This is a genomic window from Frondihabitans sp. PhB188, from assembly GCF_003752365.1.
Taxonomy (GTDB): Bacteria; Actinomycetota; Actinomycetes; order Actinomycetales; family Microbacteriaceae; genus Frondihabitans.
In genome coordinates, this window is record NZ_RJUO01000004.1 from 183,248 (window position 1) to 206,163 (window position 22,916).

Here is a 22,916-nt window from a genome sequence, read left to right on the forward strand (position 1 = left end):
TCGGCGTCGAGTGATCCCCTCGGTAGGGTCGGGGCGTGATCCTCTTCCGTACCGCGACCCCCGTCGACTCCGCGGCGATCGTCGAGCTCGTCACGTCGGCCTACCGGGGCGACGCCAGCCGCGCCGGCTGGACGACCGAGGCCGACCTGCTCGAGGGGCCGCGTATCGACGCCGACATCCTCGCGGTCGACCTCGCGAATCCGGACGGACGCGTGATCGTCGCCGTCGAGGACGACCGGATCGTGGCGTGCTGCAACGTCGTGCGCCGGCCCGACGGCGTCGGCTACTTCGGCATGTTCGCGGTCACGCCGACCGGGCAGGGCGGCGGCCTCGGATCACGGGTGCTGGCCGAGGCCGAGCGCATCGCGCGCGACGAGTGGCACCTGACCGAGATCGAGATGACGGTCATCGAGCAGCGCGCCGAGCTCATCGCCTTCTACGAGCGTCGGGCCTACGTGCGCACGGGCGGGTTCATCCCCTTCCCCTACGGCGACGAGCGCTTCGGGGTGCCGCTCCGCGACGACCTCCGCATGGCGGTTCTGCGCAAGGCGATCTGAGCCCGACCGCCCAGCGCGGGATGCGACAATTCACGACGTGATCACGACCGCCCTCCCCGCCACGCACCCGCTCGCCTCCGGCCTGACCGCGGGGTCGAGCCTGGTGCGCGCCCTCCGCGGCGACCGCCCCGAGACGCTCCCCGTATGGTTCATGCGGCAGGCCGGACGGTCGCTGCCCGAGTACCGCAAGCTGCGCGTGGGCACGAAGATGCTCGACGCCTGCCTCGACCCCGAGCTCTCGAGCGAGATCACCCTGCAGCCGGTCCGTCGCCACGGCGTCGACGCCGGCATCTTCTTCAGCGACATCGTCGTGCCGGTCAAGCTCGCGGGCGTGGGCGTCGAGATCGTCCCCGGTCGCGGCCCCGTCCTCAACGAGCCGATCCGCACCGCCGCCGACGTGGCGAAGCTGCGCCCGATCGATCCCGACTCGCTGGCGCCGGTCGCCGAGGGCGTCGCGCGCACGGTCGCCGAGCTCGGCGCGACCCCGCTGATCGGCTTCGCCGGGGCGCCCTTCACCCTGGCGGCGTACCTCGTCGAGGGCGGGCCGTCGAAAGACCACATCCGCGCACGGACGCTGATGCACGCGGAGCCCGAGACGTGGCGCGCCCTGATGGAGTGGGCCGCGGACACGACGGGCGAGTTCCTGCGCGCGCAGATCATGGCCGGGGCGAGCGCCGGTCAGCTGTTCGACTCGTGGGTGGGCTCGCTGTCGCTGGCCGACTACGTCGAGCACGTCGCGCCCTGGTCGGCCCGCGCGCTGTCGCACATCGACGACCTCGGGGTGCCCCGCATCCACTTCGGCGTCGGCTCGGGCGAGCTGCTCGCGGCGATGCGCGACGTGGGCACCGACGCGGTGGGAGTCGACTGGCGGATCCCGCTCGACGAGGCCTCGCGTCGTCTCGGCGGGCGCACCGTCGTGCAGGGCAACATCAACCCCGCGCTGCTGCAGGCGCCGTGGCCGGTGCTGGAGGCGCACGTCCGCGATGTGGTCGAGCGCGGCAGGGCGGCGCCGGCGCACGTGCTGAACCTGGGGCACGGCGTGAGCCCCGACACCGACCCGGCGGTCCTGACCCGGATCGTCGAGCTGGCCCACGAACTGTGAGCGGATCTCTGGACGCGATCGTCGTCGGCGGCGGCATCGCCGGCCTCGTCGTCGCGCGCGACCTGGGCAAGGCCGGTCGCCGCGTCGTGCTCCTGGAGGCCTCCGAGCGGCTGGGCGGCGAGGTGATGCGCCACACGGTCGCGGGGATCGACCTCGATGCCGGAGCCGAGAGCTTCGCGACGAAGACCGACTCCGTCGCGACCCTGGCGACGCAGATCGGCCTGGGCAGTGAGATCGTGGCGCCCGACCCGCGCGGCGCCTGGATCATCCAGGCCGACGGCGCGCCCTTCCCGTTGCCGAAGACGGGACTGCTGGGCATCCCGGGCACGGCCATGGCGAAAGACGTGATCGACGTGATCGGCACGGGCGCGGCTCTCCGCGCCGAGCTCGACTCGCTCCTGCCCGGCCCGATCGGGGCGAAGGAGCAGAAGCTCGGACCCCTCGTGCGCCGCCGCATGGGCCGCGCAGTGCTCGACAAGCTGGTGACGCCCGTGGTCATGGGCGTGCACTCGGCGCACCCCGACACCCTCGACGTCGACCGGGTCGCCCCCGGTCTGCGGGCGGCGCTGCTGCACCAGAACTCGCTCGCCCGTGCCGTGCGCGAGCTGCGGGAGTCGTCGGCCGCGGGGTCAGCCGTCGGCGGCATCCGCGGCGGAGTCGTCCGCCTCGTCGACGAGCTCGTCGCCGACCTCGAGACGTACGGGGTCGAGGTCCGGCTCGGCGCGTCCGTCCGCTCCGTCGACGGCACCGGCGTCGTCCTCGACGGCGGCGAGGCCCTGTCGGCGAGGGCCGTCGTCGTCGCGCTGGGCGGCCGCGACAGCGCCCTCCTCTCGGGCGAACGGGCCGACACGGGCGTCATCACGCTCGCGACCCTCGTGATCCGGGCGCAGGAACTCGACACCGCCCCCCGCGGCACAGGCGTCCTGGTCACACCCGGCGCCCCCGGCATCCGCGCGAAGGCCCTCACGCACGCCAGCATCAAGTGGGCGTGGGTGGCCGAGCGCGCCGAGGGCCGGCACGTGCTGCGCCTCAGCTACGACTCGCCCGTGGCGGAACCCGCGACGACCGACGCCGATCTGCGGCAGGTCGCGCTCGCCGACGCGTCGGCGATCCTCGGCGCGGGGCTCGACCCGGCCGCCGTCGACGGCTTCGCCCGAGTCGAGTGGGCGTCGCCCGTCCGGGGCGCCGCACCTGCCGACGGGAGCGGGGTCGTCCGCGTCGGGGGCGCCGTGGCAGGTCGTGGCCTCGCCGGAGTGATCGCCGACGCCCGGGCCAAGGCCGCCGACCTGCTCGAGGGCGCGCTGCGCTGAGCACGTCGCCCACCGCCCCTGTCGGACGGCACCCGCGAGACCGGACTAACCTAAGAACGTGCTGCGGCCGCGGGGCCGCACATCAGAGACTTCTGGAGGCTTCATGCGAGGCAAGCTGATCTTCGTCGCGGGAGCGGCCATCGGGTACGTGCTCGGTTCACGTGCGGGCCATCAGCGCTACGAGCAGATCGCGGCCGGTGCATCGAAGGTGTGGAGCAGCGCTCCCGTCCAGAAGCAGGTCGTCAAGGCCGAGCGCGCCGCCGGTGCCGTGCTTCCCGCGATCGTGACCGGTCTCTTCCACGCGGCCGTCTGGGCCGTGAAGAAGGTCCTCGGGATCCAGTCGAAGCCCGCAGCCACCCGCTGACGGCTCCATTGCTCCGCCCAGCACCCACCGTCCTGAGAGGCACTCCATGACCGAGTCGACGCGCGCCGACAGCATCCACCACGCGAAGAAGAACCGCTCGCTGTTCGGGCTCCTGAGCGACATCCCCACGCTCGTCACCGACCTCGTCAAGGGCGAGATCGCCCTGCTGAAGGCCGAGCTCATCGCCAAGGCGAAGGTGTTCGGAATCGGTGCGGGCCTCGTCGTGGGCGCTCTGCTCTTCCTCTTCCTGATGCTGCTGTGCCTCATCGGCGCCGGCATCGCCGCCCTGTCGCTCGTCATGCCGCTCTGGCTGGCCGCGCTGCTGGTCGCGGCTCTGTTCCTGGTGATCGCGGGCATCCTCGGGTTCCTGGGCTACAGGCAGATCAAGAAGGGCCTGCCACCGCTGCCGAAGAAGACGATCGACAGCGTCAAGAGCGACATCAAGGCAGTGAAGGGCGTCGGGCGCATCCCGCGCTCCGACGTGGGAGGACGTTTCTGATGAGTGGCACCGAAGACATCCAGGCGGCCATCGACCGCACCCGCGCCGACCTGGCCGCGACGCTGAACGAGCTCGAAGAGAAGCTCAACGTGCCGAAGCAGCTCGGCATCAAGGCCCACCAGGCGAAGGTGTCGTTCTCGAAAGACCCCAAGCCGTTCCTGGCTGCCGCGGCTGCCGTGGCCGCCGCAGTCGGCGGTCTCACGCTGATCGCCCTGCGTCGTCGCTGACGCTCTCCCTCGCCCCATCGCGGGCCGCTGAGGGTCTCTCGATCCTGAGCCAGACGGTTCGCCGTTCCCAGAATGACAAGGGATGATGGACGCATGAATTCCAGCGCCGACGCGCACTCGCAGCACGCACCCTCGCCTGAATCCGACGCGGCGGCGACCGACGCACCCGTCGAGGTCCTCGGCTACACGCTGTGGGCAGTCCTTCGCCGAGACCCGCTCCGGCCCTACGTGGCCGAGGGCGAGCGCACCTCGATCGGCGACGACATCGCCGAGCTCGACGCGACTGTCGCCCGCCTCGCCGAGAACGGCGTCGTCGTCCGGGGCTTCTACGACGTCAGCGCCGTGAAGGCCGACAGCGACGTGATGATCTGGCTGCACGGCCCGATCCCGGAAGACATCCAGGCCGGCTACCGCGACCTGCTCCGCACGCACCTGCTCAAGAACCTCCTGCCGACGTGGAACGCGCTCGGCATGCACCGCGAGGCCGAGTTCGCGAAAGACCACAGCCCCGCGTTCATGCGCGGCAAGGAGCCCGAGACCTGGCTCACGGTCTACCCGTTCGTCCGCAGCTACGAGTGGTACCTCCTGCCTGACGCCGAGCGCAATCAGATGCTCCGCGATCACGGCATGAAGGGCTCGGCGCACCGCTCCGTCCTGACCAACACCGTCGCCAGCTTCAGCCTGGGCGACTACGAGTGGATCCTGGCGCTCGAGGCCCCCGAGCTGGTCCAGCTCGTCGACCTCATGCGCGAGCTCCGCTACACCGAGGCGCGCATGCACGTGCGCGAAGAGGTGCCCTTCTACACGGGTCGGCGCATCCCGACCACCGCGATCCCCGAGGTTCTCTCTTGACCAACATCACCAACGGCCAGCTCGTCCCCAACGCCACCGACGCGGCGGCGCAGGGTCCGGAGTGGGTCACGCAGGGCACGGACTACGACGCGATCCTCCTGGCCGGCTTCGGCGGGCCCGAGGGGCAGGACGACGTGATCCCGTTCCTGCGCAACGTCACCCGCGGCCGCGGGATCCCCGAGGAGCGCCTCGAGGAGGTCGCGCACCACTACCGCCACTTCGGCGGCATCAGCCCGATCAACCAGCACAACCGCGAGCTCAAGGCCGCACTCGAGGCCGAGCTCGCGCGCCGCGAGATCGACCTGCCCGTGCTGTGGGGCAACCGCAACTGGGAGCCCTACATGGCCGACGCCGTCCGCGAGGCGGCCGACCAGGGCTACACGAAGCTGATCGCCATCGCGACCAGCGCCTACAGCTCGTACTCGTCGTGCCGGCAGTACCGCGAGGACTTTGCGATGGCCCTCGACGACACCGAGCTGCGCGACCGCGTGCAGATCGACAAGGTGCGTCAGTTCTTCGACCACCCCGGCTTCGTGCAGCCGTTCATCGACGGTGTCCGCGACGCGCTCGTGAAGGCTCGCGCCGAGATCGACGGCATCGACCTCACGACCGAGGTGCAGGTGCTGTTCTCGACCCACTCGATCCCGTCGACCGACGCCGCCAAGAGCGGTCCCGAGGCGCGCGGCTTCGACGCCGACGGCGCCTACGCCGCCCAGCACAGGGCCGTCGCCGAGGTCGTCATGGCCGCAGCGGAGGCCGCTCTCGAGCTCCGCTCGGACGCGACCGTGCCGTGGCAGCTCGTCTTCCAGTCGCGCTCCGGCCCTCCGTCGATGCCCTGGCTCGAGCCCGACATCAACGACGCGATCCACGCCCTGAAGGGCGGCCCGACCAAGGCCGTCGTCATCGTGCCGCTCGGCTTCGTCAGCGACCACATGGAGGTCATGTGGGACCTCGACAACGAGGCGCTCGAGTCGTGCGAGGAGGAGGGCTTCTGGGCCGTCCGCACGCCGACCCCCGGCATCGACCCGAACTACGTCACCGGCCTCGTCGACCTGGTGCTGGAGCGCCGCGACGGCGTCGCCGCGGCCGACCGCCCGCACCTGACCGACCTCGGGCCCTGGTACGACGTCTGCCGTCCGGGCTGCTGCGAGAACGTCCGCCTCGGCTTCAAGCCGATCGTCGCCGGCCTGGTTCCGTAGGGCACCCGTGACAGCACTTCGAATCGGAACCCGGGCGTCGACCCTCGCCGTCGCCCAGTCCACTCTCATGCGCGACCGCCTCGCCAAGACGACCGGCCGCGAGGTCGAGCTCGTCGAGATCACGAGCCACGGCGACACGACGTCCGAGTCCCTCGCCTCCCTCGGCGGCACCGGCGTCTTCGCGACGGCACTGCGCGACTCCCTGCTCGCCGGCAAGTGCGACCTCCTGGTCCACTCGCTGAAAGACCTCCCCACCGACCCGTTCCCGGGTCTCACGATCGGCGCGACCCCGGCCCGCGCCGATGCGCGCGACGCCCTGTGCGCGCGTGACGGGCTCACGCTCGACGCGCTGCCCGAGGGCGCTCGAGTCGGCACCGGCTCGCCCCGCCGGGTCGCCCAGCTGCTCGCCCGCCGGCCCGACCTCGAGGTCGTCGACATCCGCGGCAACGTCGACACGCGACTCTCGCGCGTCGGCGACGACCTCGACGCCGTCCTCCTCTCGGCGGCCGGCCTCGGCCGCATCGGCCGGCTCGCCGAGGCGACCGATCTCCTGTCGCTGGGCTTCTGGCCGAGCGCGCCCGGTCAGGGCGCCCTCGCGATCGAGGTCCGCGACGCCGAGCTCGAGCCCGACCTGCAGAAGGGCCTCCGCGCCCTCGACCACCGCGAGACGCGCCTGACGGTCACGGCCGAGCGCTCGGTCCTCGCCGGTCTCGAGGCCGGCTGCGCGGCTCCCATCGGTGCGACTGCCGTCATCGACGCCGGGCTGCTCCTCCTGAGCGCGACGGTCTACAAGCCCGACGGCTCGCAACGGCTGACCGCGTCCCACGGCGTGACGCTCGAACCGGGCTCGCTCGCGACGCAGCTGATCGAGGTCGACGACGCCGCCGGGCGCACCGTCGCCGAGCTGCTCGACAACGGCGCGGCCGACCTGGCGCCGCTGGGCTCCGCATCATGAGCGAGCGGGGCTCCGCCGAGAAGCCGCTGCGCGGCGTCCGCGTGCTGGTGCCTCGCGGGGGCAAGTGGGGCGACAACGTCTCTGCGCGGCTGCGCGGCTTCGGGGCGTCCCCGGTGATCGCTCCGCTCATCAACTTCGCACCGACCGAGAACCGCCACGAGCTGATGGTGGCCCTGCTGCGGCTCGAGGCCGGTGACTACGACTGGCTCGTCGTCACGAGCGCCACGACCGTCGACGTGCTCATGGGCAACAGCATCCGCCCGGCGCCGACGACCCGGGTGGCCGCCGTGGGCGAGACGACGGCCGCCGCGCTGAGCCTCGCCGGCATCCGCGTCGACTTCATCCCCGAGGGCGACAACTCGGCCCGGGGCCTCGTCAAGGAATGGCCGTCGGCCCACATCAGCGGCCGGGTGCTGGTGCCGCAGTCCGAGATCGCCGAGCCGACCCTGGTCAAGGGGCTGGCCGAACGCGGACTCGAGCCCGAGTTCGTGGCCGCGTACCGGACGGTCGGAGTTCCTGCGACCCCCGAGGTCAAGGCCGCGGTCGCCGACGGCAGCATCTCGGTGATCCTCGTCACCTCGGGCAGCGTCGCCCGTCAGATCCACGAGCAGTTCGTCCCGCTGCCCGCCGGCACCCTCGTGGCCTGCATCGGCCCGCGCACCGCCTTCGACGCCCGCGCCGCCGGACTCCCGGTGCACCTCATCGCCGAGACCCGCTCCGCCGACTCGCTCGTCGAAGCCGTCGTCGACAACGCCCTGGCCGGCTGGCCGGAGCACCCCGATCCGCACACTGAGAGCAACTGATGTCGTCCTTCCCCGCCGTTCGCGGCCGCCGCCTCCGCGCCACCCCGGCGCTCCGTCGCCTGGTCGCCGAGACCCGCCTCCACCCCGCCGATCTGGTGCTGCCCGTGTTCGTCCGGGAGGGCATCTCGGACGAGGCGCCGATCGCCTCGATGCCGGGCGTCTCGCATCACTCGCTCGAGAGCCTCAAGCCCGCCCTGGCCCGTGCAGCCGAGGCCGGCATCGGCGGCGTCATGCTGTTCGGGGTGCCGCTCGACGAGAAGAAAGACGGCGCAGGAACGAGCGCCACCGACCCCGAGGGCATCCTCAATGCCGCAACACGGGCTGCTGTCGCCGAGGTCGGCGACGCGCTCGTCGTGCAGACCGACCTGTGCCTCGACGAGTTCACCGACCACGGCCACTGCGGCGTGCTCGGCGCAGGCGGCGAGGTCGACAACGACGCCACCCTCGAGCGCTACCGCGACATGGCCGTCGTGCAGGCCGAGGCGGGCTCGCAGCTCATCGCGCCCAGCGGCATGATGGACGGCCAGGTCGCCGCCATCCGCGACGCCCTCGACTCGCACGGGTTCGCCGACCGCGCGATCCTCGCCTACGCCGCCAAGTACGCCAGCGCCTTCTACGGGCCGTTCCGCGAGGCCGTCCAGTCGTCGCTCTCGGGCGACCGCCGCACGTACCAGATGGACAACGGCAACCGACGCGAGGGCCTTAGAGAGGTCGGTCTCGACCTCGAGGAGGGCGCCGACATCGTCATGGTGAAGCCGGCGATGAGCTACCTCGACGTGCTCGCCGACGTCGCCGCGACGAGCGACGTGCCGGTGTGGGCCTACCAGATCTCGGGGGAGTACTCGATGATGCAGGCCGCCGCCGCGAACGGCTGGATCGACCTCGACGCCGCCAGCTACGAAAGCGTGCTCGGCATCAAGCGCGCCGGCGCGGACGCGATCCTGACCTACTGGGCCGTCGACCTGGCCGAGCGCCTGACCGGCCGCAGCGCTCCCGAGCGGAGCATCCGATGACCGCCAACGAGCAGGCCTTCGCGCGCGCTCGCGCGTCCATCCCCGGCGGCGTGAACTCGCCGGTCCGGGCGTACGGCTCGGTCGGGGGCACCCCGCGCTTCCTCGTCAAGGCGCAGGGCGCGTACGTCACCGACGCCGACGGCCGCGAGTACGTCGACCTCGTCGCGTCGTGGGGGCCCGCCATCCTCGGGCACGCCCACCCCGCCGTGGTCGACGCCGTCCAGTCGGCGGCGGCCCGCGGCCTCTCCTTCGGCGCATCGACGCCGGGCGAGACCGAGCTGGCCGAGATCGTGCGCGAGCGCGTCAGCGTCGGCGAGCAGCGGCCCATCGGCAAGATCCGCATGGTGTCCACCGGCACCGAGGCCACCATGACGGCCATCCGCCTGGCGCGCGGCTACACCGGCCGCGACCTGCTGGTGAAGTTCGCCGGCCACTACCACGGCCACTCCGACTCGCTGCTGGCCGAGGCCGGCTCCGGCGTCGCCACGCTCGCCCTGCCCGGATCGGCCGGCATCACGGCCGAGACAGCGGCGCAGACGCTCGTGCTGCCGTACAACGACCTCGACGCCGTGCGCCGGGCGTTCGACGAGCACTCGGAGCGCATCGCCGCTGTGATCGTCGAGGCCGCCGCCGCCAACATGGGCGTCCTGGCGCCCGACCGCGGCTTCAACCGGTCGCTCTCGGAGATCACGCGGCGCCACGGCGCGCTGCTGATCGTCGACGAGGTGCTGACCGGGTTCCGCGTCGGCCGCGCCGGCTGGTGGGGGCTCGAGGCCTCGCGCGTCGTGCCAGACGGAGCCGGCTGGGAGCCCGACCTCATCACGTTCGGCAAGGTCATCGGCGGAGGCATGCCGCTCGCCGCGCTCGGCGGCCGCGCCGAGATCATGGACTTCCTCGCGCCCCTCGGGCCGGTGTACCAGGCCGGAACCCTCAGCGGCAATCCCGTCGCCGTCGCCGCCGGAATCACGACCCTCCGCCTCGCCGAAGCCGACGTGTACCGTGCGATCGACTCGGCCGCCGATGTGGTCGCCCGCGAGACCTCGGCCGCTCTCTCGCGCGAGGGCGTCGAGCACACCGTGCAGCGCGCCGGCAACCTGTTCTCGTTCGCGTTCACCGCGACCCCGCCGCGCAACTACGACGACGTGCGGGCTCAGCAGGCATTCCGCTACCCGCCGTTCTTCCACGCGATGCTCGACGCCGGAGTCAACCTGCCCCCGTCGGTGTTCGAGGCGTGGTTCCTGACGGCTGCGCACGACGATGCGGCGCTCGGGCGGATCGTCGACGCGCTGCCTGCGGCGGCGAGGGCTGCGGCCGCGGCGGTCGAGTCGCGCTAGCGGCGGTGGGCGGGTTGCGTCGGGCTGGCGGCGTCGAACCCGCCGATTCGGCTCGGCCCCGCCGGGATTCGCGCGGGGGTGTGCCGATCCGGCGGGCCTAGCCCGCGCGCCGGGACGGCGAGGTCACGCGCCGACGGCACCAGCGCGCCGCGCCGCCCACCGCCCAGCCGTCCGGGTGATCTCGAGCGGAAAGTCGAACGCCGCCGACACCAGCTCGCTCGTCAGGACGTCGTCGGCCGGCCCGCGGGCGGCGATGCGCCCGTCGCGAAGGAGCATGGCGTGCGTGGTCGACGCCGGAAGGTCTTCGAGGTGGTGCGTCACGGTGACGCTCGCGATCGACGGGTGGGCCTCGCGCAGGGCGTCCACGGTCTCGAGCAGCTGCTCGCGGGCGGCGACGTCGAGGCCCGTGGCGGGCTCATCGAGAAGGAGGAGCGCCGGAACGGCGATGAGAGCCCGCGCGATGAGGGCGCGTCCGCGTTCGCCCTGCGAGAGGGTGCTCCAGCGGGCGTCGAGGCGGCGGGCGAGGCCGACGCCGGTGGCGAGTTCCTGCGCCCGGAGCAGGTCGGCCAGCTCGGCCTCCCACCGCGGGACCGGGTCGCTCGAACCGGTGAGGCCGGTCAGGACGACCTCGGTCACGGTGTTGTCGCCGAGCATGCGGTGCCTCGGGTCGACGTGGCCGATGTGGGTGCGGAGCTCGCGGAGCTCGACTCTGCCGAGGCGCCTGCCGAGCACGGTGACCGTGCCCGAGGAGGGATGGCCGAGGGCGCCGCACATCGTCAGCATCGTCGTCTTGCCGGCGCCGTTCGGGCCGATCAGGGCCCAGTGCTCTCCGGCGCGGACCTCGAGGTCGATGTGCTCGACGAGGTTGCGCCCGGCGCGGGTGACCCGGACGTCGTCGAGTGCCAGGACGACGGGCGCGGTGTCGGCCGCGACGTCACCCAGGCCAGCGAGCCCGCCGGCGTCGTCGCCGCCACCCACCGTGCCGCTCAGCGGACCGGCGCGGCCTCGGGGAACACGCCGGCGGCCGAGGCGGCTCCGACGTAGTCGCCCAGGCCGTCGAACGCCGTCTCGAACGCCGCCGCCGCTGCCACGCCGTCGCGCTTCTCGACACCCGAGCGGAGACGGGCGAGGAGGTCGCCCGAGATGTGGAACTCCACGGAGCGGCTGACGATGCTGAGGAGGAGGGCGGCTCGGTCTCCGACGGTCTCGAGGAGTCGGAACAGGCTCTTGCTCTGCGCGGCCGTCGCGATGATCTCGATGGCGCGGGCGAAGCTCGGGAGGCTCTCGGCTGCCAGCTTGCCCTTCGAGTCGCGGCCGACCGACGCGAGGAGGCTCACGACCTCGCGCGCCTCGGCGTCGCTCAGCTTCGGGACGCCGCGCCGGACGACGATCGCCCAGACGGCGAAGGCGGTCTCGGTGGTGTCGGCGAAGTCGGCCATGGTCGGCGAGATGACGCGCGTGTAGCGGTTCGCCTCGATGTCGACGAGGCCGTAGTCGGCCAGCTTGGCGATGGCCTCGCGCACCGGCGTGCGAGAGACTCCGAGCCAGCGGACCAGCTCGTCGTCGTTCAGTCGCTCGCCGAGCTCGAGGGTGCCGTCGCCGATGGCGGCGAGCATCTTGTCGAAGACGACGTCGCGCAGGAGGCGGCGGGGTGCGGGGGCTTCGGTGTTCGGAACGGGAACAGGCATGCGTATGCGGCTTTCGGGTTCGGGTGCGTATCGGGTGGGCGCCGGAGCGCGGGGTCAGGCGGGGTAGATGCCGCTCTCGCGCACGGCGGCGTAGTAGTCGCCGAAGCGGTCGGGCTGGCCCGAGACGAGGTCGTGGGCCGTACGAGCATCGGAGGCCTCGACGGCGTCGCGGAGTCGGCGGCTCATCTCGATCGAGGCGTCCCACGGGAAGTGCCCCTGGGCGGCGGCGCGGCGGATGAGCAGGACGGTCATCGGCGCCGTCACGGAGTACAGGCGCGCCAGCATGGGGCTCTTCGCCGCCTCGAGCACCGTGACCGTGAATGCGTCGAGGTCGATGACGCTCTCGGCGGAGTGGGCCTCGAATGCCTTCACGCGCGCATCTAGGGCTGCCACGACGGACTTGCGGCTCGCGGCGTCCAGCTCGCCGACGCCGCGCAGCATGATGAGGGCCCAGACGTCGTAGCAGGCGCGCAGCGTGTCGACGAACTCGGCGAAGGTCGGAGCGATGACGCGCGTGTAGCGGTTGGCCTCGATGTCGACGAGGCCCTGCTCGGCCAGCTTGGCGATGGCCTCGCGCACCGGCGTGCGGGAGACGCCGAGCCAGCGGACCAGCTCCTCGTCGTTGAGGCGCTCGCCGAGCTCGAGGGTTCCGTCGAGGATGGCGAAGAACATCTTGTCGTAGACGACGTCGCGCAGCAGGCGGCGCGGCTCCTGGTTCTCGGGGGTGGGGACGGGGACTGGCACTGGGACTCCCTGAGGTCGTGCGGATGGGGGGTTGTACTGGCGGGTTGGTGCGAGGCGGGCTCAGACCGGGATCGCACCCGATCGCTGGACCGCCTGGAGGTGCGCCGTCGTGAGCTGCTGGTAGGTCTCGAAGGCGGCGATGACGGCCTCTCTGTCACGGGCCGTCGCGGCCGCGCGCAGCTGCTCGACGTAGTCGGCCGTGGCCTCCCACTGGAACTCGTCGAGGGCCGCCTGGATCATGAAGACGACGCGGGCGTTCAGCGTGGCCTCGAGCTGCGGCAGCAGAGGGTTGCCCGTGCGCGCGAGCGTGAAGCTCGTCATCGCGCCGATCCGGTTGACGGCCTCCGTGTCGTGCGCCGCCAGGTACGCGAGCGTCTGGTCGCACATCGCCGAGAACTCGCGGACGTCGTCGTCGGTGAACCGCGGGAACGCCCAGCGGGCGCTGAGCTCGTGGAAGCCGCCGAGCATCTGCACCGCGTGCTCGTACATCTCGAAGGTGGGGCGCACGATCCGCGTGTAGCGGTTCGCCTCCATCTCGACGAGGCCGTAGTCGACGAGCTTCGCGATCGCCTCGCGGATCGGCGTGCGCGAGACGCCGAGCCAGGAGACCAGCTCGTCGTCGTTGAGCCGCTCGCCCGCCTGAAGGGTGCCGTCCTGGATCGCCGCGATCATCTTCTCGAAGACGACGTCTCGGAGCAGACGCCGGGGCGCCGGGTTGTCGGGTCCGTTCGGGACAGGCATTCCTCACCTTCCATGCGGCTGAATGTATCGAGTATCTCAGACTCTAGGATACGCCGTACGGATTTGTCGAGCGGTCGGCGGCCTGGTCGATGACGTATCAGCGACCCGTCAGCGTCGCACGTCGACGACGGTCCGCCCGCGGACCCGTCCGCGCAGGATCTCGCCCGCCAGGCCCGGCACCTCGCCCAGAGCGACCTCGTCGGTCAGTGAGTCGAGCAGGTCGAGGTCGAGGTCGACCGCGAGGCGCTCCCAGGCGGTCCGTCGGAGCGCCGCGGGTGCATCGACCGAGTTGATGCCGTGCAGGGAGACCCCGCGGAGGATGAACGGCAGCACCGTCGTCGGCAGGTCGCTGCCCTGGGCTAGGCCGCACGCGGTGACAGCGCCGCCCCACTTCGTCTGCGCGAGAGCGTTCGCCAGAGTCGCGCTGCCGACGGAGTCGACGGCCCCGGCCCAGCGCGGCTTCTGCAGGGGCTTGCCGGCGTCCGAGAGCTCGGCGCGGTCGATCACGTCGGCGGCGCCGAGCGACCGGAGGAAGTCCGCCTGCTCGGGGCGCCCGGTCGAGGCGACGACGCGGTACCCGAGGCGGGCGAGGAGTGCGATGGACACGGATCCGACGCCGCCCGCGGATCCGGTGACGAGCACGTCGCCGTCGTCGGGCGCGACGTCGCGCTCGAGGCGCAGCACGCTGAGCATGGCGGTGAAGCCGGCCGTGCCGATGGCGGCGGCCCGGCGCGGGGTGATGTCCTCGGGCAGCTCGACCAGCGAGGCCGCGCTCACGTACGCCGTCTCGGCGTAGCCGCCGTGCCGGGTCTCGCCGAGACCCGCGCCGTTCACGACCACGCTGTCGCCGGCGTTGAACCGCCCGGCCGCGTCGCCCTCGGCGACTGTCCCGACCACGTCGATCCCCGGCACGAGCGGCAGCCGTCGGGCCACGCCGCGATCGCCTGTGAGCGCCATCCCGTCTTTGAAGTTGAGGCTCGACCACTCGACGTCGACGGTCACCCCGTCGGCGTCCGGGGATCCAGGGCGCAGGAACTCGGAGCCGACGTCCTGCACGGACGCCGACGCGGACTCGGTCACGACGACAGCTCGGGTCATGCCGCCACCGTACGCCCGGCCCCGTGGCGCTCCCGGGAGCGACCGCCTGCGCTACCCGAAGAGGATCGCCGCTTCGTCGTACCGGTTCTGCGGCACGACCTTGAGCGTGCCGAGCGCCTCCTCGAACGACACGTGCACGATGTCGGTGCCGCGCAGGGCCACCATCCGGCCCCAACGGCCCTCGACGACCGAGTCGCTGGCGGCCATGCCGAGGCGCGTCGCGAGCACGCGGTCGTAGGCGGACGGCGTGCCGCCGCGCTGGATGTGGCCCAGCGTCGTGGCGCGGGTCTCGATGCCGGTGAGCTCCTCGATGAGCGGAGCGAGGCGCTCGCCGATGCCGCCGAGGCGGGGTCGCCCGAAGGCGTCGAGGCCGCGCTCGGAGTGCGCGTCGTCGGACTCGTCGGGGACGAACCCCTCGGCCACCACGACGAGCGGCGCGCGGCCGCGATCGTAGGCGGACCGGACCCATTCGGCGAGCTGCTCGACGCTCGTCTTCTGCTCGGGGATGAGGATCGCGTGCGCGCCGGCGGCCATGCCCGAGTGAAGGGCGATCCAGCCGACGTGGCGGCCCATGACCTCGGCGACCATGCAGCGGCTGTGCGACTCGCCGGTCGTTCGGAGGCGGTCCATCGCGTCGACGGCGATCTGGACGGCGGTGTCGAAGCCGAAGGTGTAGTCGGTGGCGCCGAGGTCGTTGTCGACCGTCTTGGGAACGCCGACGATCTTGAGGCCGGCGTCGGTGAGGCGCTTGGCGGCGGCCAGGGTGCCCTCGCCGCCGATCGCGATCACGGCGTCGATGCCGCGGCGCTCGAGGTTCTCGGTGATGCGGTCGACGCCGCCGTTGCCCTCGAAGGGGTTCGTGCGGCTGGTGCCGAGGATCGTGCCGCCCTGCTTGGCGATGCCCTGGATCTCCTTGCGGCCGAGCGGGACCATGTCGCCCTCGACGACGCCGCGCCAGCCGTCGCGGAAGCCCACGAACTCCTGGCCGTGGATCTGCATGCCCTTGAGGACGGCGCCGCGGATGACCGCGTTCAGGCCGGGGCAGTCGCCGCCGCTCGTGAGGATTCCGATTCGCATCATTGCTCTCCGTGCTCGCGCGGTCGGGAGTGGGGGCCGCGGTGGCTCCATCATGGCGCACACACGCTCATCGTGGAGCCGGGGCGTATTAGGGTCGAGTCGATGTCAACTCCCAGTGGCGACGACCCGCGGTACGCGCGCTTCCGGCGCGGCGCGAGCACCCCGTCGGCGTCCGCCGCGCCCCCTCCCGCCCCGCCGCAGTACGCCGGGCCCGAGGCCGGGTCGCCGTACGCGCCGCCGCCGCTCGCGAAGCCCGACGCCGCCGCGGGAGCGGCGGGTGCCCCGGCGACGCTGTGGGGGCCGCCCGGCGAGCCGGAGACGACGGTGGCCGGCCGAGTTCCTGCGCCCGATCAGCTCTTCGCCGCCGAGCTCGGCGGCGCGCAGGCCCAGCCCCTCTACGAGACGCCGTCGTACGACTGGCTCCCGGTCGACGCCGATCCCGGCCGCGGCTCGGGCATCGCGTCGATCGCCGTGGGCATCTTCGTCGGCATCGTCGGGCTCTTCATCGGCATCCACTCGCTGCGCAAGTCGCGCTCCGTCGGCCTCGCCGGCACGGTCGGCATCGTCGGGATCGTGGTCTCGTCGCTGAGCATGATCCTGTTCGGGGCCTACGTCGGCTCGTGGATCAAATACGAGGCCGACCTCGCGTCGCAGTGCGCGCAGGTCGGCCCCGGTCAGTACTTCACGTCGTCGGGCGACGTCGTCACCTGCAGCTAGAGCTGGATGGTGGCGTTCTCGCCGACGTTCTCGGGGTGGCCGCCGGTCGCCGCCGCCTTCGCGTACTTCAGCAGCGTGATCGCCTTGGGCTCCGTGCTGGTCCACGACTCGACCGTGTGGGCCTCGACCTCGAGCAGGGCGACCTGAGGGTCGTCGCGGCCCTGGTCGAACCAGGCCTCGGCGCCGGTGTTCCAGAGCTCGTCGATCTTCGCGGCGTCGGTGGTGAGCGACGCCGTACCCGAGATCGACAGCCAGCCCTTCGAGGTGTCGACGCCGACGTTGACCTGCGGGTTCGACTCGATGTCGTGGACCTTGTGGCTGTCTTTCTGCACGAAGAACCACACGGAGCCGGCGAAGTCCTGGTCGACGAGCGCCAGCGGACGGCAGACGAGGTGGCCCGCCTCGTCGACGGTGGTCAGCAGGCCGATCCGCGCCTTGTCGAGCACATCGGCGACGGTCTTGATCTCTTCAGCTGTAGCAGTCATGGATCGCACGCTACGCCGCGGACGCGTGCTCCTCGCACAGGGGATTCCGAGGCGTGCACGCGTCGCAGACGACCAGGCGCTGCCGGCACGACGGGTCGGCGCAGTTCTGCAGGTGCGACGTCGTCTCGCCGCAGACGGCGCAGGTGCTCAGGATCGCCGTGTGGTCAGAGAACCGCACCTCTTCGCGGCCGTCGAAGACGTACAGCGGCCCCTCCCACAGTCCGTCGTCGCCGAAGCGCTCGCCGTAGCGGACGATGCCTCCGTCGAGCTGGTACACCTCCTGGAAGCCGCGGTCGACCATCAGCGAGGAGAGGACCTCACAGCGGACGCCGCCGGTGCAGTAGGTGACGACGGGCTTGTCTTTGAGGTGGTCGTAGCGGCCCGACTCAAGCTCGGCGACGAACTCGCGGGTGTTCTGCACGTCGGGCACGACCGCGCCCTTGAAGCGGCCGATCCTCGCCTCGAACTCGTTGCGGCCGTCGAAGAACGTCACGTCTCTGCGCGCCACCAGCTCGTGCAGCGCGTCGGGGTCGAGACGCGTGCCGCCGCCGACGACCCCGTGCTTGTCGACCCGGAGCTCGCCGGGCGCGCCGAAGCTGACGATCTCGTCGCGCACCTTGACGCTGAGCTTCGGGAAGTCGGAGCCTCGGCCCTCGCCCCACTTGACGTCCATGTCGCGGAAGGCCGGGTACTCGCGGGTCGTGCGGAGGTAGCGCTTCACATCCGGCAGGTCGCCGCCGACGGTGCCGTTGAGGCCGTCCTTCGAGATGACGATGCGGCCGGTCAGCCCCAGCGACTCGCAGAGGTCGCGCTGCCACAGCCGGATCGCGTCGGGGTCGGGCAGCGGCGTGAACACGTAGTAGAGCAGGATCTTGGGGGTCGCCACCCGAGCATGGTAGTCGGTGGCTGCGGTTAGCCTTCTGGCATGTCGATCGCCGCTCAGCCCGCCTCCTCGGACGCAGCGGTGCCGAGTGGGGCTGTGCCGAGTGGGGCGGTGCCGAGTGGGTCTGTGCCGCTTACGTCTGTGGCGGCCGGTCCGGCGATCTCGACCGTGTACCGTCCCGAGTCGGTCGTGTCGGTGCTGCCGACTCTGCGCCCGCTGATGCGCGGCATCGGCGACCCGGCGTTCCGCGTCGTGGGCGATTCCGTGTGGAGGGGCGTCCGCACCCCCGTGGGCCCCGCCACCGTGTGCCTGTCGGGCGGCCGAGACGGCGTGCGCGCGACGGCCTGGGGGCCGGGCGCCGAGTGGGCGATCGACGGCATCCCCGAGCTGATGGGCCGCGGCGACGACTGGTCGGGCCTCGACGTGTCGGGCACCGAGCTGCTGCGCGAGGCGCGGAGGCGCAACCCCGGGCTGAGGCTCACCCGCACCAACCAGGTCGTGCAGATGCTCGTGCCCGCCGTGCTCGAGCAGAAGGTGACGAGCCGCGAGGCGTGGCGCGCCTGGCGCACGCTGGTCCGCGCCCACGGGACGACCGCGCCCGGTCCGGCGCCCGACGGGCTCGTCGTGCCGCCCGACGCCGCCACCTGGGCGCGCATCCCGAGCTGGGAGTGGCACCGGGCCGGCGTCGGGCCGCAGCGATCGGCCACCGTCATGCGCGTGTGCGCCGTGGCGGCCGGCCTCGAGCGCACCCTCGCGCTCGGCCGGGGCGGCGACGAGATCCAGCGCCGCCTGCGCTCGGTCGTCGGGGTCGGCGTGTGGACCGCCGCCGAGACCAGCCAGCGCGCGCACGGCGACGCCGACTCGCCCAGCGTGGGCGACTACCACCTGCCGGCGCTCGTCGGCTGGGCCCTGATCGGCAAGCCCGTCGACGACGACGGGATGCTCGAGCTGCTGGAGCCGTGGCGCGGCAATCGGGAGCGCGTCATGCGCCTGATCGGTGTCAGCGGCTTCAGCAAGCCGAAGTTCGGACCCAGAATGACGATCCAGGACCACCGAGACCACTGACGCGCGTCAGGGGCGGGCGTCTTCGCCGATCGCCTCGACGACGCGCTTCGAGAACTCCTGCAGCAGCGGCGCCGAGTCGCCGAGCACGTCGACGAAGTACGTCCGGATCGCCTCGTTGTGCCCGCGGCTCGCCTCGAGCATCGCGCGCCGGCCGTCCGGCGTCAGCTCCACCCAGGTGCCGCGGCCGTCCTGATCGCAGTCGCTGCGGCGCACGAGGCCGCGCTTCTCCATGCGCGTCACCTGGTGGCTGACGCGACTCTTCTCCCAGCCGATCTGCTCGGCGATGTCGCGCACGCGGAGACGTCGATCGCTCGATCGGCCGAGCCCCGCGAGGATCTCGTACTCCGGCGCCGACACGCCCGAGCCCTCGTGCAGACGGAGCTCGAGGGCGCGGTCGAGCCGTCGGCGCATCACGTAGAAGGCATCCCAGACGGCCCAGTCGTCTTCCGTCAGCTCGTCGGCCATTCGCCCAGTGTAGGGAGGGGTGCGCGGCATATCCTCGAAGCATGTCCGACCCCCTCCCCGCAGACCTCGCGACCGAGACTGTCGAGACGGTGCGCCGGTGGCTCGACGAGTCGGCCGGGGCCAAGGTCTCGCCGGCGGCGGCCCGCCTGGCCGGGGTCCTGCGCGACCCCGAGGGCCTCGCCTTCACGCTCGGCTTCGTCGACCGCGTGGTGCGGCCGGAGGACATCCGGGTGGCGGGGCGCAGCCTGGAGGAGCTCAGTCACGGGATCCCCAAGTTCCTGCCCTGGTATCTGCGATCGGCCATCGCGGCGGGCGGGAGCCTCGCGCCGGGAGCGCCGTGGCCGACGGTGCCGATGGCGCGCCGGGCGCTGCGCCGCATGGTCGAGCACCTGATCGTCGACGCGACCCCCGCCAAGCTCGGCGCGAGCCTGGCGAAGCTGCGGGCCGACGGATCGCGCCTCAACCTGAACCTGCTCGGGGAGGCGGTGCTGGGCGACGCCGAGTCGGATCGCCGTCTCGCCGGCACCCGCCAGCTGCTGTCGCGCGACGACGTCGACTACGTGTCGATCAAGGTCAGCGCCGTGGCCAGCCAGCTCTCGCTCTGGGGCTTCGAGGAGACGAGCGACCGTCTGGTCGAGCGCCTGCGTCCGCTGTACGAGCTGGCGGCGTCGAGCGCCGGGACGAAGTTCATCAACCTCGACATGGAGGAGTACCACGACCTCGATCTGACCATCGACGTGTTCACGAGGATCCTCGACGACCCCGAGATGCTCGAGCTCGAGGCGGGGATCGTGCTGCAGGCCTACCTGCCCGACTCGATGGGGGCGCTCCAGCTGCTGACCGAGTGGTCGCGGGCGCGAGTGCTGCGCGGTGGTGCGCCGATCAAGATCCGCATCGTCAAGGGCGCCAACCTCGCGATGGAACGCGTCGACGCCGCCCTGCACGGCTGGCCGCTCGCGACCTGGGGGTCGAAGATCGAGACCGACACGAACTACAAGCGGCTGCTGGGCTGGGCGCTGACGCCCGACAACGCCTCCGTGGTCAAGATCGGCATCGCCGGCCACAACCTCTTCGACGTCGCCTACGCGTGGAACCTCGCGAAGCGACGCATGATCACCAACCGCGTCGACTTCGAGATGCTGCTCGGCATGGCCACCGCGCAGGCGGCCGTCGTGCGCGCCGACGTCGGCCAGCTCCTGCTCTACACGCCTGTCGTGCACCCCCGCGAGTTCGACTCCGCGATCAGCTACCTCGTGCGCCGTCTCGAGGAGAACTCGTCGAGCGAGAACTTCCTGTCGGGCGCCTTCGAGCTCGCCGACGACCCCGAGGTGTTCGACCGCGAGAAGGAGCGGTTCCTCGCCTCGGTCGCCGCGCTCGACGACCGCACGCCGCGGCCCAACCGCCGGCAGGACAGATCGCGCCGCCTGTCGTCGGCCCCGGTCACCAGCGACTTCGGCAACGAGCCCGACACCGACCCGGCCATCGAGGCCAACCGGGCGTGGGGCCGCAAGATCCTGACGCGCGCCGCGACCAGCCATCTCGGCGTCGAGACGATCGATGAGGCCCTCGTCGACGATGCCGGTGCCCTCGAGGGCACCGTGGCCGCCGTCGTCCAGGCGGGCGTGAAGTGGGGCCGCGAGGACCCCGCCACCCGCGCCGAGCTTCTCGACCTCGTCGGCATCGCGCTCGCCGTGCACCGCGGCGAGCTGATCGAGGTCATGGCGTCCGAGACCGGCAAGACCATCGCCGAGGGCGACCCCGAGGTCAGCGAGGCGATCGACTTCGCCCACTACTACGCCGACCAGGCGCGCGAGCTGGCACGCGTGGAGGGCGCCGAGCCGGTGCCCCCGCGCCTGACGGTCGTCGCCCCGCCGTGGAACTTCCCCGTCTCCATCCCCGTCGGGGGAGTGCTCGGCGCGCTCGCGGCGGGCAGCGGCGTCATCCTGAAGCCGGCGCCCCAGGCACGCCGCACGGCCGCGGTCGTCGCCGAGATCCTCTGGAAGGCGGGTGTGCCGAAGTCGCTGCTCGCCCTCGTCGACCTCGACGAGCAGCACCTCGGCCGGTCGCTCATCGCCCACCCGGCCGTCGACCGCGTCGTGCTGACCGGCGCGTTCGAGACGGCCCGGGCCTTCCGCTCCTGGCGCCCCGACCTCCCGCTCTTCGCCGAGACGAGCGGCAAGAACGCCATCGTCGTCACGCCGAGCGCCGACCTCGACCTGGCCGTCGCCGACATCGTCGCCAGCGCCTTCGGGCATGCCGGGCAGAAGTGCTCGGCGGCGTCGCTCGTCATCGCCGTCGGCTCGGTGGGCGAGAGCGAGCGGTTCACGCGCCAGCTCGTCGACGCCGCGGCCAGCATGAAGGTCGGCTACCCCGACGTGCCGACGACGCGCATGGGCCCGCTCATCGACCCGCCCGGGGGCAGGCTCGAGCGCGGCCTCCGCTCGCTGGGCGACGGCGAGAGCTGGCTGCTGAAGCCCGAGCCGGCCGACGACACCGACGTTCTCTGGAAGCCCGGCATCCGTGCGGGCGTGCAGCCCGGCTCCGAGTTCCACCTCACCGAGTACTTCGGCCCGGTGCTCGGCATCATGCACGCCGAGACGCTCGAGCAGGCCATCGAGTGGCAGAACGCGGTCGACTACGGCCTGACGGCGGGTCTCCACTCGCTCGACCCCGACGAGATCGCCCTGTGGTCGTCGCGGGTCGAGGCCGGCAACCTCTACGTGAACCGCACGACGACGGGTGCGGTAGTGCGGCGCCAGCCGTTCGGCGGCTGGAAGCGCTCGACCGTCGGCACCGGCACCAAGGCCGGCGGCCCGAACTACGTCACGACGCTCTCGGGCTGGCGCCGCTCCACCCGCGAGCCCGTCGCGTCGCTCAGCCTCGAAGGGGTTCCCGAGGTCGGGGTCCGCCTGATCGAGGCGACCCGAGGCGTGCTGTCGTTCGAGGAGTTCGACTTCGTCCGTGCCGGCAGCGCCTCCGATCTGCGCGCCTGGCTCGACCTCTACGCGCGGTCGACCGACGTCTCGGGCCTCGGAGTCGAGCGCAACGAGTTCCGCTACCTGCCCGTGCCGGTGATCCTGCGCCTGTCGACCGACGGCCGCATGGCCGACCTGATCCGCCTGATCTGCGCCGCGGCCCTGGCCGGAGCCCCGCTCTCGATCAGCTCGGCCGCACCCCTGCCGTCGACCCTGGTGCAGCTCCTCCGTGCCGAGGGCGCACCCGTCCGGGTCGACGACATCACCGTCGAGAACGAGGGGCTCTGGCTGGCCCGCGCCGCTGCGGGTCTTCTCCAGGGGGCGCAGGAACTCCCCGTCGTCGACGACCTCGCCCTCATCGAGCGAGCGACCCAAGACACGAGCCACCTCCAGCTCGGTCTGCAGAACACCGTCGCGCTCGACCGTGCCGCCCTGCTCCTGGCGGATCCCACGACCCGTCTCGACGGTCCCGGCCCCGAGACGTACCGGGCTCTGCGGATTCGAACGGTCGGCGGCGACCCCGTCGCGCTCGCCCGAGCCGTCGGAGGCAGCCCCGACGTGGCGATCCACGCCCGCGAGGTCACCGAGTCGGGGCGCTTGGAGCTCCTGCCCTTCTTGAAGGAGCAGGCCGTCTCCCTCACCGCCCACCGATTCGGCAACCCGGTGCCGGAGCTCGCGCGGCTGCGGTTCTGAGCCGCTGCTCGGGCGGGTCGTGGTCGGCTCGGGCGCGTCTCCGGGGACGCGCCCGAACCGACCATCGCCC

Annotated in this window: 24 protein-coding genes; 15 read left to right on the forward strand and 9 right to left on the reverse strand. The window is 72.2% G+C overall.

Translation table 11 applies throughout. From position 1 onward, the window contains the following. Positions 1-35 precede the first annotated feature (35 nt). From EDF46_RS12920 to hemL, 12 genes are all read left to right on the forward strand, one after another. Positions 36-557: a GNAT family N-acetyltransferase gene (locus EDF46_RS12920; protein ID WP_123506725.1), complete on the forward strand. Its 522-nt coding sequence runs from the start codon at positions 36-38 to the stop codon at positions 555-557. Positions 558-594: 37 nt separating this feature from the next. After that, positions 595-1,659 carry a uroporphyrinogen decarboxylase gene (hemE, locus tag EDF46_RS12925; RefSeq protein ID WP_233580027.1) on the forward strand — a complete coding sequence of 355 codons (1,065 nt, stop codon included), beginning with the start codon at positions 595-597 and terminating at the stop codon, positions 1,657-1,659. Further along, complete coding sequence (locus EDF46_RS12930) at positions 1,656-2,969, forward strand: NAD(P)/FAD-dependent oxidoreductase (protein WP_233580028.1); 1,314 nt, start codon at positions 1,656-1,658, stop codon at positions 2,967-2,969. The genes hemE and EDF46_RS12930 overlap by 4 nt, the downstream gene beginning before the upstream one ends. A 103-nt stretch (positions 2,970-3,072) precedes the next feature. Beyond that, positions 3,073-3,333, forward strand: a complete 261-nt coding sequence (locus tag EDF46_RS12935) for a hypothetical protein (RefSeq protein ID WP_123506726.1) — start codon at positions 3,073-3,075, stop codon at positions 3,331-3,333. 46 nt (positions 3,334-3,379) lie between these two features. Further along, the gene (locus tag EDF46_RS12940) at positions 3,380-3,832 is read left to right on the forward strand and encodes a phage holin family protein (RefSeq protein ID WP_123506727.1); all 453 of its coding nucleotides are present in this window, start codon (positions 3,380-3,382) and stop codon (positions 3,830-3,832) included. Further along, positions 3,832-4,059, forward strand: a complete 228-nt coding sequence (locus EDF46_RS12945; RefSeq protein ID WP_123506728.1) for a DUF3618 domain-containing protein — start codon at positions 3,832-3,834, stop codon at positions 4,057-4,059. The genes EDF46_RS12940 and EDF46_RS12945 overlap by 1 nt, the downstream gene beginning before the upstream one ends. A gap of 93 nt (positions 4,060-4,152) precedes the next feature. Next, positions 4,153-4,911, forward strand: a complete 759-nt coding sequence (gene hemQ / locus EDF46_RS12950) for a hydrogen peroxide-dependent heme synthase (protein ID WP_123506729.1) — start codon at positions 4,153-4,155, stop codon at positions 4,909-4,911. Beyond that, positions 4,908-6,110: a ferrochelatase gene (locus EDF46_RS12955; protein WP_123506730.1), complete on the forward strand. Its 1,203-nt coding sequence runs from the start codon at positions 4,908-4,910 to the stop codon at positions 6,108-6,110. The genes hemQ and EDF46_RS12955 overlap by 4 nt, the downstream gene beginning before the upstream one ends. Positions 6,111-6,117: 7 nt before the next feature. Beyond that, positions 6,118-7,065 carry a hydroxymethylbilane synthase gene (hemC, locus tag EDF46_RS12960; protein WP_123506731.1) on the forward strand — a complete coding sequence of 316 codons (948 nt, stop codon included), beginning with the start codon at positions 6,118-6,120 and terminating at the stop codon, positions 7,063-7,065. Further along, positions 7,062-7,868 carry a uroporphyrinogen-III synthase gene (locus tag EDF46_RS12965; protein WP_123506732.1) on the forward strand — a complete coding sequence of 269 codons (807 nt, stop codon included), beginning with the start codon at positions 7,062-7,064 and terminating at the stop codon, positions 7,866-7,868. Before hemC ends, EDF46_RS12965 begins: the two co-directional genes overlap by 4 nt. Further along, positions 7,868-8,881 (forward strand): porphobilinogen synthase, encoded by a 1,014-nt coding sequence (gene hemB, locus EDF46_RS12970; protein ID WP_123506733.1) that lies wholly within the window; start codon positions 7,868-7,870, stop codon positions 8,879-8,881. The genes EDF46_RS12965 and hemB overlap by 1 nt, the downstream gene beginning before the upstream one ends. Next, positions 8,878-10,215, forward strand: a complete 1,338-nt coding sequence (gene hemL / locus EDF46_RS12975) for a glutamate-1-semialdehyde 2,1-aminomutase (RefSeq protein WP_123506734.1) — start codon at positions 8,878-8,880, stop codon at positions 10,213-10,215. Before hemB ends, hemL begins: the two co-directional genes overlap by 4 nt. Positions 10,216-10,338: 123 nt before the next feature. Here the strand turns inward: hemL and EDF46_RS12980 are convergent, their stop codons facing one another. The 6 genes from EDF46_RS12980 to EDF46_RS13005 all read right to left on the reverse strand — a co-directional run bounded on the left by EDF46_RS12980 (position 10,339) and on the right by EDF46_RS13005 (position 15,563). Further along, complete coding sequence (locus EDF46_RS12980; protein WP_233580029.1) at positions 10,339-11,193, reverse strand: ABC transporter ATP-binding protein; 855 nt, start codon at positions 11,191-11,193, stop codon at positions 10,339-10,341. 8 nt (positions 11,194-11,201) lie between these two features. After that, the gene (locus EDF46_RS12985) at positions 11,202-11,903 is read right to left on the reverse strand and encodes a GntR family transcriptional regulator (RefSeq protein WP_123506735.1); all 702 of its coding nucleotides are present in this window, start codon (positions 11,901-11,903) and stop codon (positions 11,202-11,204) included. A 54-nt stretch (positions 11,904-11,957) separates the two neighbouring features. Continuing rightward, a complete protein-coding gene (locus EDF46_RS12990; protein ID WP_123506736.1) occupies positions 11,958-12,647 on the reverse strand; it encodes a GntR family transcriptional regulator in 690 nt (229 codons plus the stop codon). 60 nt (positions 12,648-12,707) lie between these two features. Further along, positions 12,708-13,388 (reverse strand): GntR family transcriptional regulator, encoded by a 681-nt coding sequence (locus EDF46_RS12995; RefSeq protein ID WP_123506737.1) that lies wholly within the window; start codon positions 13,386-13,388, stop codon positions 12,708-12,710. Positions 13,389-13,496: 108 nt separating this feature from the next. Beyond that, on the reverse strand, positions 13,497-14,486 hold the full coding sequence (locus EDF46_RS13000) for an MDR family oxidoreductase (RefSeq protein ID WP_123506738.1): 990 nt from the start codon (positions 14,484-14,486) through the stop codon (positions 13,497-13,499). Between the two features lie 51 nt (positions 14,487-14,537). Then, complete coding sequence (locus EDF46_RS13005) at positions 14,538-15,563, reverse strand: 6-phosphofructokinase (protein ID WP_123507103.1); 1,026 nt, start codon at positions 15,561-15,563, stop codon at positions 14,538-14,540. A 102-nt stretch (positions 15,564-15,665) separates the two neighbouring features. Here EDF46_RS13005 and EDF46_RS13010 point away from each other — a divergent pair, with 102 nt between their 5' ends. Then, positions 15,666-16,280, forward strand: coding sequence for a hypothetical protein (locus tag EDF46_RS13010; RefSeq protein ID WP_123506739.1), 615 nt, complete (start codon positions 15,666-15,668; stop codon positions 16,278-16,280). On the opposite strand, the gene EDF46_RS13015 is transcribed toward EDF46_RS13010, so the two are convergent. Together EDF46_RS13015 and EDF46_RS13020 are read right to left on the reverse strand one after the other, a co-directional pair. Then, entirely contained in the window at positions 16,277-16,765 is a 489-nt protein-coding gene (locus EDF46_RS13015) for a pyridoxamine 5'-phosphate oxidase family protein (protein ID WP_123506740.1), read from the reverse strand. The two genes, EDF46_RS13010 and EDF46_RS13015, sit on opposite strands and share 4 nt — an antisense overlap. Before the next feature lie 10 nt (positions 16,766-16,775). Beyond that, positions 16,776-17,651, reverse strand: a complete 876-nt coding sequence (locus EDF46_RS13020) for a rhodanese-related sulfurtransferase (RefSeq protein WP_123506741.1) — start codon at positions 17,649-17,651, stop codon at positions 16,776-16,778. Between the two features lie 123 nt (positions 17,652-17,774). Here EDF46_RS13020 and EDF46_RS13025 point away from each other — a divergent pair, with 123 nt between their 5' ends. Continuing rightward, the gene (locus tag EDF46_RS13025) at positions 17,775-18,713 is read left to right on the forward strand and encodes a DNA-3-methyladenine glycosylase (protein WP_233580030.1); all 939 of its coding nucleotides are present in this window, start codon (positions 17,775-17,777) and stop codon (positions 18,711-18,713) included. Positions 18,714-18,719: 6 nt separating this feature from the next. On the opposite strand, the gene EDF46_RS13030 is transcribed toward EDF46_RS13025, so the two are convergent. After that, entirely contained in the window at positions 18,720-19,178 is a 459-nt protein-coding gene (locus EDF46_RS13030; RefSeq protein ID WP_158614247.1) for a MarR family winged helix-turn-helix transcriptional regulator, read from the reverse strand. Between the two features lie 41 nt (positions 19,179-19,219). Between EDF46_RS13030 and EDF46_RS13035 the strand changes: the two genes are divergently transcribed. Then, positions 19,220-22,846, forward strand: a complete 3,627-nt coding sequence (locus tag EDF46_RS13035; protein ID WP_123506744.1) for a bifunctional proline dehydrogenase/L-glutamate gamma-semialdehyde dehydrogenase — start codon at positions 19,220-19,222, stop codon at positions 22,844-22,846. Positions 22,847-22,916: the final 70 nt, after the last annotated feature.